We start from the raw sequence: 13956 nt of genomic DNA, 5'->3' as shown, positions 1-13956 counted from the left end.
TGCTTAGCCGGCCAGTTTCTTAATTGGCAAAGGCTTTGCCTCACTTAACACTCTGCCCTGTCCGTAATGACACTCAATATCGGCCAATGCTCTAAGTTGTGATGAAGAGTCCACACCTTCTGCAATCACTTTAAATTTCAGGTGTTCCGATATGAGCATAACAGATTGAATCAATTTCAGATTGCGTTGAGAGCGTGGTAACGACTTAACGAAACGATGATCAATTTTGATGTAATCGAAAGGATAAGCAAATAAGTAGCTCAATGATGCCAAGCCACTTCCAAAATTATCTAATACCAGAGTGATTCCTGCCCGCTTAAGTTTCTTAATTGAGGGCAAAATAAATTGTGAGCGACGGTTTAAATCGTTTTCATTAAATTCAAACACCAGTTCGCTAGGCGACACGCCAGTATTTTCTACCATGTTAATAATTTTATTTACAAGCGTAGACTGGAGTAAGTGATTGATGGACACATTTACTGCAATACGCTTGGGGCTGTCAGTATCGCCACGCCAGGCATTTAGCAACTCACAGGCTTTAGTTAACTGAAACATATCCAAATCCATAGTTAGCCCACTTTGTTCAGCAACCTGACGGAACTGATCGCGACTCACTGAGCCATGCTCTGGATGTTTCCAACGCACATACATCTCGTGATAAATAGGCTGGTCGTCACGGGTGTCAATAACCGGCTGCATAAAGCATTCAAGCGCGCCATCTCGTAACGCTTTGCGAAATTCGTTTTCCAGCTCTAACTCTTCAAGTAAACGCTCGCGCATACTCTTATCAAACATCACAAAGCGGCCACGGCCAAGGGATTTGGCTTGATACATAGCCGCATCGGCATCCCGTAACACTTCGTCAGCACTACGGTAATATTGCTCAAGGTGAGCAATGCCGATGCTGGCGCCGGAATACATTTCTTTGCCTTCTAAGGTGAAAGGCTCTGATACCGCTTCTATTATTCTGGACGCCACTTCTTCGACGTCGGAAATTTCATCAAAATTATCCAGCAGAATGACAAATTCATCGCCGCCTAATCGAGCAAGCAGGTCGTGCCCGCGAATGCATAACGAGATACGCCGCGCCACTTCAACAAGGAACTCATCGCCAGCGTGATGCCCAAGCGTATCGTTAATTACTTTAAAGCGGTCCAAATCAATAAACAACACAGCAAATAGATTTTCGGAATAACGCTGTTTGTTGGCAATGGCCAGCTCGAGGCGACTGGTGAACATGGCGCGGTTAGGCAGGTCGGTAAGGGCGTCATGGTGGGCATCGTGAATAAGCTTAAGCTCAATTTCCTTTCGCTCTTCAATTTGCTGCTTCAACACCTGATTTGCCTGGTCCAGTTCAACGGTGCGCGCCTGAACCCTGTCTTCCAGTAATTGGTTGTAACGCTGAATCGCTTCGGTACTGCGCTTACGCTCCATGGCCACCGCAATATGATGCGATACAAAACGTAATAGTTCTAAATCTTTGGCGGTGTATTTAGCATGTTTACCATAAGTTTGGACGGCAATCACACCGGAGATTTCCCCCTCCACAACCAAGGGCGAACCCAACCATGAGTTTGCACTTTGCAGCATGGATTGCGCCACCGATACGTCAATTTCACCTGATTCGGCCAGCTCTAACACCCGTGGCGGGTTAATAAGCTCAGCTTGCCCTGTACGTAAGACGAATTCAGTTAACCCTTTACCTAACGGCCGACGGTCTGCGCTTTCGCTAACAATGTCACTAAAATACGGGAAATCCAGGAAGCTGTTAGTTTCATCTAAAATGGCGATAAAACAGTTTGGCGCACTGATCAGACGAGCAAGTATTTCATGTAGGCTGGCATAAAAAACATCCATATCACCCTCAAGGGTGGCAGCTAACTCAGATATTTCAAAAAGTGCCTGCTGAAGCGACTCTACTTTTTGGCGCTCCAGTATCTCTTCTTGTAGATCATCATTAATTTTGCGTAACTGGCGGGTACGCTCGCGAATAGTACGCTCGGTTAATTCACGGCTTTTAACGCGATCAACGGTGGTAACAATATGTTGCGAAACGAATAACAGTACTTCCAAGTCTTCGTCATTGTAAGTGACTGACTTGTCATAAGTCTGTACCACCATAGCACCGATGACCTGCGTACCCCGCTTGAGCGGTACGCCTAGAAATTGGTGGGGCAGGGCGCCTACAAGCCGAACGTTGGTATCTCGTTCAAATTCATCTGTATTCTTATCGTCGAGAAATACATGTCTACCGCTACGAAGAATGTAGCCGGTGATACCATCCATTAACTGGTCGGCCGGTACCTGATGAATAGTTTGTTCGTCATATTCGTCGACAAAGTAAGCAAAGTTGATGATATTGGCGTCACGTTCGTAAAAAGCAACGAAAAAGTTATCGGCATTCATAAAGTCGCCGATAATTTCATGGATAGCAGGATATAGACGGCTTAAATTGCTAACCGAGCTAGCAAGTTCAGATATGTCAAACAGCGCCTTTTGGACTCGCTCAGCGCGTTTATATTTGTCGGTAAGTTGCTGGAGCTGAGGAATAAGTTCCCTCAATTCCTCTTCAGACAACTCATGCTTTGACTCAGATGACATCCAGCTAGCCAATAAAATGAAGAGTGAGAGATTTAGGGTTTAAACTAACCGATTTCAGATAAAAACGCCACTGTTGTAAGTGACGTTAATATTTTGAAATCTGGCTAAATTCCTTCAATCATGAATTCAATTGCCGCTTTGATTTCATCATCGCTACAGGTTGCGCACGTTCCGCGCGGCGGCATAGCATTTATGCCATTTAACGCGTTCTCCCAGATACCATCTAAACCGCGCTCAGCCAATCGAGGCTCCCAGTCGGCGGCAACATGCAACTTAGGGGCGCCCAATACGCCAGCCCCGTGACACGCCATACATGATTGGTTGTATACATCTTCGCCAGATTTAGCTCCACCGCCACCCGCGGCAGCAGTCTGGGCTTCAGCACCTGCAATATACACAGAGCCCTCTGGCTTAATACGCTCTTTAATTGCTTCTTCGCTCATGTCCTGAGCCTGAACGGTGAATACAGCAACGACTGCTGTTAAAATACCTAACCACGTTTTCAATTTCACATCTGTCTCCAGGCAATTGAATTTATTTCTTATCAACTCCCAAGTTTATAACGGTTAATCATTCACCTACAACTGTTTAGAAGCAAATACTTATAAAAAGAAGGGATTAATTTTATTTCATCACTAAATAAAGGTAGTGAATAAAATAAGTTGAACCCAGTGATAAGCATCAGTATCATTACGTCCGCTTTGACCTTAACAAGTAATAAACGTTGGTCAGAAACACGTTTTACGCAATACGCACCCGTAGCTCAGCTGGGTGAGTACCGGTCGCCTTTAGGCGATGAGGAGTGACTTAACGTCACGCCTCAAGGCACGCAACGCCGCAACAGGACGTTGCGGCAGGACTGACCCACCATGGACGGGTCAGAAACACGTTTTACGCAATACGCACCCGTAGCTCAGCTGGATAGAGCGTTGCCCTCCGGAGGCAAAGGTCATAGGTTCGAATCCTATCGGGTGCGCCAGATACAAAAATGCCGACTTCGCGTCGGCTTTTTTGTATCTGTTGTATTCCGTGGCTGAGAAATTCGTTCGGCAACATTGCCAGTTGCAATTTCAGATGTTCGCGCACGGGTTAAATTTGCCGACCATGCTCTCGCTCAATAATTTATTCGTGTTTGGCGCTAAACTTAATAGCCATCCCCACCTCAAGACCATGAAAAATCACAATACCAAGCAAAACTAACATTCACAGCATAGCAAGTTTTGTTACAGTACTTTTACCTTACTTTGCGCTTCACATACTGCATCAAAGCTTGTGTGTAAATTGGGTGGGTAGGTTGCTGTGGACTTGTTGTTGTACAGCGATTTGTAAGCCAAGTAAACTTCGAGTCTGTCGAGTTTTTCTGTCAGTTTCGTAAATTGCAGGTGGTAGTCACTTGATGCCACTGCCAGAAAAGGGGTACTACTATTAACTTGATAGATGTCGTTTTTTCTCAGTGGGCGGAACGATAACCAATTTTCGTCGATGCCCAAAAGCGCGATAGCTGTTTTCATGCCGCCGTATTTATAATGAGGGACAGACTTTCCGTCAACTTTAACATCGTAACATTCCACTATGGCTAACCCATTTCCGAGGTTATTTAGAATTAAGCCAGAGAAATCTTTTGAGGGGTGGTAATCTAATTCAATCGCCAAGAGAGGCTTTAGGCTTAATTGATTGTGATTTTTTGAAGCGGTGTAAGCTAAGTATGAGATAACAACGGCGAACAAGGAAAACAGAAAGGAAAACACCAAAGCAGAAATTTCCCATCCCGATACTTTTTTTTCAAATTTACAGTTGTCTGGCACCTGGATTACTCGATTTCGGTATTGATGCTGCTACATAAAAGCACAATTAGCTCATCACAACTTTCAGAACCTTCCTTACATTTTTCTGCACACCATTCAGGATTAGGGTCGGTATCATCACCGCCTAAGTCCATTTTAAGTTTTTTATAACGTGAGCTTGCCTCGCTTAAGTCTACCGATCTTGCTACAGGACCGGCCTCAACAGTCTTAGCAATATCTTCGTTCTCAAATGAGCTGACTGGCTCTTGCTCAAGGCTAAAGTAGTCCGTCTCAATTTCTTCATCTGAGAAAAGCATTTCAGGCTCTTCTTCTTCCGCAGATTGGTTAATACTTTCACTCAATTCAGAAGAGGAGGAATCTTTGTCTTTTGGTTTCTCGTTGGTTTGACCATACGCCAGAGAGCACAGGAGTAATGATTGCAGTAGTAATAACTGGCGTAAAAGAGAGGACTGTATTGAAATTTTCATACATCTTCCGTGAATTATAGCCTTATAAGTTTAAACCTAGTCTATAAGCGTTCGAATGATCAAGTTATCTTGCGACTTATCGGCTACCTGCCGAGTGATTGTCTAGCTGGCGAGATAACGCGCTAAAGTCTGCTAAAGTACCTCTTCCAACGTCCGCTGCCAACAGCACACGTGGTCACCGCCTTCAACCCAAATAACGCGTGTATTCGGTTGCCGTTCTGCATACGCGATACTATGTTCAGGTAACACCACCTTATCGTTGGCTCCCACTATAAATATCTGTGCAATATGCTTAGGTAAAGCGGGCTGCTTCACCGGATTCATCGACGCAGCTAACCTGGGTACATTATGATAATCACACCAGGCATCAATGTCTTGATTTCCCGCAATACTAATAATCTTACTTATATTAAGCTTGTTCTGGGGCTGATCCCACTGCGCTAGCAAACTCGCCAGCGTCGCGCCGCCGCTATAACCAATCAGCACTACTGATGTGTTATGTGGAAAGCTTTTCAGGGTCTCTGCTAGCGCCAGATGCATACTTTCAACAATCTGTGGAGAATACCGTCCGTTTGTCCAATGTACGGGCTCACACTTTGGCATCTGGTGAAAGCCGTGGTAGCAGGGTCTGCCAATAAGCACAGAGGCTGACTTATCGTGATTCATTAAGGTCAGTGCCACTGAGTCTCTGGGGGTCGGATCCACGGCGGGTATTTTCCCCTGTATCCAAGGGGTGCCGTCTCCCGCAAAGTAAATGTGCACCTCATTTTTGTATGTTTTGTGGTTGCTGAATACTATGTGATTAAATAACCTGGTCTTAAGGTAACTTTGGATAAAGTGTAATTGTTCCGCGGTATGGTTAAATGTCTGATGTGGGGCAGCGCATGAACACAGCATGATTGCAGTTACCGCAGTAAGTATGGCTAGCGGAACTATCGATCGCACTTTCGTATGCCACTTCACTTAAAGAGATTGACGGTTAATAAAGAAATAATCAACGGAGTAATGGTTGGCATTTTTAATCGGTGCATACTGAGGTGACTGATCGACGTCCATCACCAGTGCGCCTTCTTTTACATCCATGAAAATTTGGTTGTACAAAGTATAAGCGTCGATAATACCCTGATTATCTTCCAACGCTTGCAGAAAATATTTGGCAAACAATGAGTGTTCGCCGCCGCCGCTGTCTAAAACAGGCTGCAAGCCGCCCGAGGTCAATACAGTGCGGGATTTACCCCTTGCCATGGCTTTTAACCAGCGCTGGTATTTTTCGTCATTGATATCACCGCGAATACCGGACGATAGAATTGAACTACGCGTTAATACACCCGAGTAGCAGCTATCGGCTACAATAATGATCTTTCTGGCTTCAATGAGGGCGACTAAGTCGGTTACCTGTTGTGTTGGGATCCAATTAACTTGACTGTTAGGCCGTGCATCTACAGGAAGCCAATGCCCACGAGAATCGCTTATCTCTCCGTGTCCGGCGTAATAAATGAGTAAGTTGGTTTCATTATTTAAGGACTTTTTCAGTTCGTACAGCGCGGTGAGAATGGCCTGACGATCAGCGTTGATTAGCACCGTGGTATCGTAGCCGTATTGTTGGGTTAATATTCTGTCCAGGCGATGTGCATCGCTTACGGTAGTGTTCAGGCTGGGTAAATATTGATAACTGTCATTGCCAATAATGAGTGCATGGAATTTGCCAAACGACGCATACAACTGGCTTTGTTCAGGAGATAGCGAAATAGCGCGCATTTTGGGTTTAGCACTCTCAGGAGCGTTTTTAGCGATCAAATTAACGCTTTTATACTCTCGCGAAAGCTGGTCGATTTGGGTCTCTAACCGAATTATATCGTGTTGCTTCTGACTTAATGCCATGGTTTTCGCAGCAAGTTCTTGAATTAAGCCCGATGTTTCTTGCGCGTCATTGCGTAATTTTTGCTTTAGATTTTGATTTACCTGAGCCAATTCGGCGTGCTGCGCAGAAAACCGTGTTATCGCGTCGTCTTTCTCGGTTAATTGCGCGGTTAATTCGGCCACCTTGTTCTCTAGCGCCTGGGTCGAATCAGCATTCATTGCGGTAACTTGTTCAAGTTTATTTTGTATTTGCGCTTTGTCGGCTTCTAATTGATTAACCGTAGCGAGCGTCTGTTCTTGCAATAATTGGTTATCGGCTAATTCTAATTGTAAAGCAACCAGTTGTTGCTGCTGTTGAGTAGATTTGGCGGCTTCTTGTTGCAGTTCTAGGCTTAAATTTTCTCGCTCTATTTCAAGGGCCTTTGCATGTTGTTCAGTATTTTGCAGCTTAAGCTTATTTTGCGCCAATTCCTGGTTTAATCCTTCGATTTTTATCTGGTATATGTCGGCGACCCCGGCATCTTTGGAGGCTACGGCGGCTAAGTTTTGTTCTAACTGGGCGATGGTGGCTTGATAAGCTTGGTGCTGATTCTGATATTTTTCGTTTTCGTGCTGAACTTTATTTACAGCCAAACTCTTTTCTAACAGTTGGGATTGAAGTTGTTTTATTTGGTCGCCTGAAGTGGCAGTAATTTGGGAAGCGTTCTTTTGCAACGCTGCTTTTTCAGCGGCGAAAGTTGATTTAAGCGTGTCCATTTGCATTGTTAACGCCGCCAACTCCTGTTCTTTTTGCTGCAATTGCTGTTGAAGCGCGTGGGAATTCTGGCTTTGCCCATTCAGCAGCCTATTTAAGCTTTCGCGCTCGCCGCGTAGCTGGGCATTGCTCAATTTATTTTCTGCACCAAGCTCGTCAATTTTTGCCAATAGCGCCTGGTTGCTCCTTTGTAGCTGGGCTATGCGTTCATTAACAGTCGTTATATTCTCTGGAGAGCGTGTGGACGTATTTGTTGTGTGAGCAAGGCGTTTTTCTTCCTGCAGTTGCCGCATTTCATTTAGCGTCGCGTTGTGTTTGGTGTAAAGCGCGTTTAATTTTTCCTCCAATGTCGCATTGTGGTTTTGATTATCTTTTAACTGTTGTTGGTACTTATTGACTTGCGTTAATACGCGTTCATTTATCACCGACTCATATTCAAGTTGGTCGTCACTAAGCCCCGCTGCCTGCCGGTATAAATTTAGCGCCTTCTTTTTGTCTTGAGCCACCCCTTTTCCAGTTTCGTAAAGAAACCCAAGATTAACTTGTGCCTCTTTGAAGCTCTGTTCAGCGGCGCGTTTGTACCATAACGCGGCTAGCTCATAATCGGGTGTTTTGTTCACTCCTGCTTCATACAACTGACCCACATAGTTCTGCGCTTTCGCGTCGCCTTCAAGGGCCGGGGGTAACCAAACTTCTAACGAAGATTCTAGCGTAGCTCTGTCTTTAAGCGTGTATTCACCACCGCGAATGCTGCACTCATTCGCAGTAAGTCGGGCTGGCCTTCTGGGGGTGACATATTTCATGGTACCTAGCATTTTTACCATGCCGGGTAGTTGGCAATCGACCACTTCTAACTGATCAACATCAACGGCTCTTAAAGTAGATTCATTGAGCTCCGCGCGCATATCCTGGGTGGATCTACAGGCTGCGAGTGAGAATAACAGGGCACTAAAAAGCCAAAACAGTCTTAGCCGTTGGCAGGTAACATTGATATAGCGATATGGTGTCATGATTTTTTATTTAATAGGTGCGTGGCGGGCACTTATAAAATTATAGTCCAGCCACACCGGGTGTCTATTAAATAGACAGATTTAACCAGGTGCTACAGTGTCTCCAGATTTTTCTGTAGGTCTAACAGGGCCTTATGTTCAGGGACGGTTTTCAATCCTTGGGCAATTGCAACGCCGGCGCGCTCATAGTCATGCGCTTCGATGTATTCTTTAGCGTTTGTTAGAAAATGTTCGGCGACTTTATTTAGCCCCTCTAGCGCTTGTTCATTGGTAGGGTCAAGGGTCAGTACGTGCATGTAAGCTTCGCGCGCATTTGCGCCGGCGGGCCTGACATAAAACTCCATTTCAAAATGTGCTTGGGCAATATCCAGTATAACGGCGATTTCTTCCGCCACTTCAGGCGCCAACGCTTTAACAGGCGGTCTCTCTGCGGAACTATGGCCTGATTCTACCTCAGGGGTAGCAGCGCGCTCGGGCACTAATGTAAAGTAGGCCACCCCAGCAGCGAGGCCCATCACAGAAATAGCCACTATTGCCTTTGTGGGTATTTTTTTATGTTGAGAGTCGGGCAGTAACGCTAAGGCGGAGTTGGGACGGGATTTACGTTCAAAACTTAAGCCTTTTTTTAGCTGTTCCCAGAAGGCAGGCGATACACCTTTTATTGGCCGAGGCTGTAAGCCTAGCATTTTGGCCTTGGTTGCATCTTGATCGCCAAACGGTTTCCTACCTGTCAGCATTTTATACATCAACACCGACATCGAATAGATATCGTCCTTTGGCTCGGGCGATAACCCTGTGATCAATTCACAACTGGCATAACCTGGCGTAAACGCCCCCCAATCGCCGGGGTTAAACACTGTTACATCCTGGTGCCCCTCGGCATGCCCCCGGGCGATACCAAAGTCGATAACCTTAATTTCGCCTTCGTTACTGATTAACACGTTACTAGGTTTAAGATCGCAATGGACAATACCCATTTGATGAGAGAAATCTACCGCAGCAGCCACTGCTTTCCATATAGGCTCACATGCTTCTACGGTGGCAGGAGAATGTTTTTCAATCCACGTTTCGAGGGAAATACCTTCCAAGTACTCCATTGTCATATAGACTTGATCACCGTCTTTATCGATATCGTAAACGCGAATAACGTTGGGATGCGCGAGGCTTCGAGCCTTACTCGTTTCCCGTTGCAACCACATTAATGCATCTTGATTATTGAGCTCCACCATATCGAGTAACTTAATTGCCACCCATGGGTTTTTTTCGTGGGCCTGCTCTTGAATGATATCACGCGCTTTGTATACGCTGCCCATGCCTCCATCGCCTAAATGCTGGGTAATAACAAAGCGCCCTTTGATAATTTTACCAATTGCTTTTTCAGATGAATGAGTTATCTCGTCTGGTTCGATAGAGGCTGGATCACGGGTGCCTGACGTTTTATTAGGGTAACGTTTAGGGGGGGGGCTTGTTGCTTCAGAAGTGGGTTTGTTACGAGTAACAACGGTTTCGTCAGTGGCGCGGCTGGAATCACCTGAGGCGGGCGGGCGCACTCTGGTTTGGTCTTGCTCTACCTTGTCTGAACGTTTAGTCATTAACCTAATCTACAATAAATTTACATTAGAAACTCTACATAAGTATAAAAAATAGTCTATAACATTATTTTCAATGTTCGCACACCAATGCGTTTTTAAGTCACGGGATGATTGTAAATAGTTTGTCTCTCTTGTTGTGTTCGTGCCTGATTCACTGGTTCTTACGATAACAAACATGGTAGCTATATTTATGGAAACGTCTGTCAAACTAGGCATTGTCATTGCCTCCTCACTGTTTACAACTGTCGCCACTTCACAGGAAAACTTACCCCTAGGTAGTATAGGACAAACAGATTTACAGCAGCGCATGGGAAACGCTGTGCAAACCGTATGCATGGGATTTTTAGGCAGTAGTCGCGCACCGACTAGTCCTCAGCAACTGGATTTATTTAGCCGCTGCGGCGAAATGGTACATACCGCTAACAGAATCTTGGGAAGTGTCAACGCGCCTACCAGTAAAGATCTGGGGGTCAACAAAGCCACGCTTGCCAGCTATCTACAACAGGTTGCGGGCGAAGAAGCAGCTGCACAAAGCAATGTCGTCACAGAAGCTATGATGGGACAAAGCGTCGTGGTGGCGGATCGATTGTCTAGCTTTATGAATACAATGAGCGGTATTGCGCGTGTTAACCATAATTACACAGGTGGATCACAAGACTTTAATGCATTAGGAATTGGAGCTAGCAGTGACGCGTTAATTCAAAATCAAAGATGGGGCGTGTTTGGTAGTTTAAAAAGTGGCATGGGTGATAAAGACACCACAGACCGGGAAGATGGTTTCGAATTAGATGATTACCAGGTGTTAGTGGGTGTTGATTACATATTTAATGACCACTTTGTAGGGGGCATCGCCTATGGTTATCGCGATGTAGATGCCGATTATGACGTTTCTCAACGCGTGCCTGGTGCACAAATGGACGTATCCACGGATACATTTACCCTATATAGCCTTTATCAACGGGATGAATTTTATTTTTCTACGGTGCTGGATATTGGCTCAAGTGAATTTGATTCATCACGCAATGTACAAATTATTTCTAGTGTTACTGATAATAGCGGCGCCCCCGACCGAATTTTAAGGTCGAGCACCGAGTCAACCCAATACGCGCTTTCACTTGAAGCGGGTTACCAGTTGGTTAACGATAACCGCATTATTTCTCCCTATTTTAAAGTGCGTTATTTAGATATGGAGATTGACGAGTTTGCTGAACAAGACTCGTCTGAAACTAGCACCGGCGGAGGAGGCCTCGCATTAGCTTACCAGGAGCAAAATGTCGAATCTTTGAAGACGGCGCTCGGCGGTCAGATCAGTTGGACACTTAATCGCGATTTTGGGGTGCTCACACCCTATCTTATGGCTGAGTGGCTTTATGAGCATGAGGATGAAAGTCGCGCAATTACAGCACAGTATGTTTACGACCCTCAGAATAACCTGATTGAATTTATAACCGACGAGCCGGATTCCAATTACTTCAATTTGGGGGCGGGCGTATCGGTTGTATTTCCAAACGGCATTCAGGCATTTGTTGATGCCAATACAACGGTGGGATTAGAAGACTTTACTTATACTAATTTTACAGCAGGGGTGCGTATGGCGTTTTAGCCTTCATTTCATAGCTCTCTTCACATAATTGGAGGTAGATATAATTGACGCTAATGGACGTGTATCACCTTGCACAAGTAATACACGCCATCTCGCGTGCCTACAATAAACATTGTCACTATTTTGTTTCGAAGGGTAAAACGTTTGGCCTTGGTTATTGTTCTAGAGAGTGGCCTCGTACAAATTTTTAATAGAGGTTTACAGCAATGTGGTAAGCAAAGCACGCGGGCTGAATTTTGATGCATTTTACTTGATTTATTTCGGTTTCGGCGACCTTAAGTTAATAAAAATAACTACAGGCATAAGCAATACCATGAAAAATTCAATTGAAGTAAAGTCAACGGAAGGGCTACGAAGCAGTCTGGCGAGACAAATAAACCATATAGGAATTGCAAGAAGCGAGGTCCAAAATAATAAATTGCTTACTTTTAATCCCATAGCGCTCTCAACTAATAAACTCATTAACGGCTAAAAAAACATTGATAAAAAATAAGGGGTATCGTTGGGGTGAATTTACCACCCGTTCACTTTAGTTAAACGGGTGGTACTATTGGTTGCTATGCTTTGCAGGTACGCTATTCCGTGTGACTAAAAGCTACCCTCGATACGCGTAAACCGCCTGGCTCATTTCTTTAAGTGACACCTGAAAACCGCGCATTTTCAACGGATCATCGCAGCACTTAACTAAGCTCAAATTACCAGAAGCATGCTGCGTCACCATGTCTCCTGTTCGGTAAATCAAACCTTCAGCGATGCTTGGGTCCACAAAAAAATCTTCGCTGGTGGCATTAAGGTACCCCAGCGCTACGCCCGGGCCCGAAACATACAGTTCACCTGGGCACCCTTGTAATACGGGCTGACGATTAGAATCAAGTATGTGTAATTGGGTTTCTCCCACAGGCTTACCAAGAGGATATGGTGTAGTAATGTCACTTTCTTTAGTCATCGAATAACAACAGGTAAAGGTGGTATTTTCCATGGGTCCATAGCCTGTCATTAGGGTTAGGTGAGGAAATGTGTTCAACACTTTTCTGACCAAATCAGGCTTTATTTCGCCTCCAGCAACCAGCACACGAATAGTTTGCAGTATATTGACGTTATTCTTCGCCACCAGATGAAATAGCGGCGCCGTTAACCAACATACACTGACTTTATTCTCTGTGATTACTTTTTCTAAGAGGTTGCGATTGACTCCACGTCCGGGATAGAGCACCAGCGTACCGCCGTTTAACCATGCGCCCCAGATCTCAAACGTGGACGCATCATGAGCGAGCGGGGCAAATTGAAGTAACGTATCGTCAGCGCTCAATTCGACATGCTTCTTTTGTTTGGCAAGATGTATTACTGCACGATGAGGAACCATTACGGCTTTGGGTTGCCCTGTACGAACCTTAGTGAACATAACATACGCCCGGCGTTCTGGCGAAGTGGGGATAGCGGGATTAACTTCACATTGACCTGTAAAAAGCTCACTATCGGAATTGCAGATATATTCTCTTTCGCTGCACCCTTTGTCGACGATATTTACTGGCCATTGCTTATCTACAATGGTGTATTTTATATCGGCATGATTTAATCGGTCGAGAGATTGTGATTTGGATAGCGTTGCATCCAAAGGTAAGTAAGCTGCACCTGCTTTAAGCACTGCTAGTATTGAAACGGCTTGCTCTACCGACCGCATCATAGCCATTGCTACAATATCGCCTGGGCTAACGCCTCTTTCAATCATGATATGAGCTAAAAAATTGGCTCGGCTATTTAACTCAGAATACGTTATTGCGGTGTTACCAAATACGCACGCTACTTTGTCAGGCGTTGTTTCAGCAAAATGTTCGAACCATTGGTGGATACCAATCAGCTTACTCTTATTCTGCACTTCAATTCTCCTTCGAAACGTAATGCAAGGTGGCGGCTTCAGACGAAAAGGGAGTTATGTTCGCTGATTGCCGCTTAACTTCTGCGTCTATATTGAAGCACTCGAAAAATAAGTTCTTTGACAAATCCTCGTAAATTCCTTGATAAGAAAAACGATATTTTATCAATGAGTTACGCTGTTATTTTGATTGCTTAGCGCACTTCTGAGTGAGGTGAAAAAGGCTTTATGGCGAAGGCTTGATGGCACGATACGGCTGAACATCTTGCTATTACTAAGTAATGATAGTGTAAGTTAGCTTTTGCTAATTTGGTATTGAGAATAGACAGGACCTTACTCACACTCTCCCTTCATTAGCGAGCGAAGCGTTAAGAAAAAAAACCTAATTAAA

The 13956-nt window shown here is 44.8% G+C and carries 9 protein-coding genes and 1 tRNA gene; 2 read left to right on the top strand and 8 right to left on the bottom strand.

Features of this window, described 5'->3' with window-relative positions:
• Positions 1–3: 3 nt before the first annotated feature.
• A complete protein-coding gene (locus OPS28_RS04980) occupies positions 4–2601 on the bottom strand; it encodes an EAL domain-containing protein (RefSeq protein WP_265608339.1) in 2598 nt (865 codons plus the stop codon).
• 104 nt (positions 2602–2705) lie between these two features.
• Positions 2706–3113 carry a c-type cytochrome gene (locus OPS28_RS04975; protein WP_265608338.1) on the bottom strand — a complete coding sequence of 136 codons (408 nt, stop codon included), beginning with the start codon at positions 3111–3113 and terminating at the stop codon, positions 2706–2708.
• Between the two features lie 390 nt (positions 3114–3503).
• On the opposite strand from OPS28_RS04975, the gene OPS28_RS04970 reads away from it, so the two are divergent.
• Positions 3504–3580, top strand: a tRNA-Arg gene (locus tag OPS28_RS04970).
• 244 nt (positions 3581–3824) lie between these two features.
• Here the strand turns inward: OPS28_RS04970 and OPS28_RS04965 are convergent.
• The 5 genes from OPS28_RS04965 to OPS28_RS04945 form a co-directional block, all read right to left on the bottom strand.
• Positions 3825–4406, bottom strand: coding sequence for a hypothetical protein (locus OPS28_RS04965; protein WP_265608337.1), 582 nt, complete (start codon positions 4404–4406; stop codon positions 3825–3827).
• A gap of 5 nt (positions 4407–4411) precedes the next feature.
• A complete protein-coding gene (locus tag OPS28_RS04960) occupies positions 4412–4873 on the bottom strand; it encodes a hypothetical protein (RefSeq protein ID WP_265608336.1) in 462 nt (153 codons plus the stop codon).
• Between the two features lie 132 nt (positions 4874–5005).
• Positions 5006–5818, bottom strand: a complete 813-nt coding sequence (locus tag OPS28_RS17060) for an alpha/beta fold hydrolase (protein ID WP_265608335.1) — start codon at positions 5816–5818, stop codon at positions 5006–5008.
• Positions 5819–5836: 18 nt separating this feature from the next.
• Positions 5837–8497, bottom strand: coding sequence for a caspase family protein (locus OPS28_RS04950; RefSeq protein ID WP_265608334.1), 2661 nt, complete (start codon positions 8495–8497; stop codon positions 5837–5839).
• Positions 8498–8589: 92 nt separating this feature from the next.
• Entirely contained in the window at positions 8590–10089 is a 1500-nt protein-coding gene (locus OPS28_RS04945; RefSeq protein ID WP_265608333.1) for a serine/threonine-protein kinase, read from the bottom strand.
• Between the two features lie 190 nt (positions 10090–10279).
• Between OPS28_RS04945 and OPS28_RS04940 the strand changes: the two genes are divergently transcribed.
• Positions 10280–11692, top strand: coding sequence for an autotransporter outer membrane beta-barrel domain-containing protein (locus OPS28_RS04940; protein WP_265608332.1), 1413 nt, complete (start codon positions 10280–10282; stop codon positions 11690–11692).
• A gap of 595 nt (positions 11693–12287) precedes the next feature.
• Here OPS28_RS04940 and OPS28_RS04935 read toward each other — a convergent pair.
• A complete protein-coding gene (locus tag OPS28_RS04935) occupies positions 12288–13568 on the bottom strand; it encodes an AMP-binding protein (protein WP_265608331.1) in 1281 nt (426 codons plus the stop codon).
• Between the last annotated feature and the right edge of the window lie 388 nt (positions 13569–13956).

Source organism: Alteromonas sp. ASW11-130 (genome assembly GCF_026183735.1).
Taxonomy (GTDB): Bacteria; Pseudomonadota; Gammaproteobacteria; order Enterobacterales; family Alteromonadaceae; genus Alteromonas.
The sequence above is the reverse complement of the archived record's forward strand: the minus strand, read 5'-3'. Positions and strand labels throughout refer to the sequence as shown.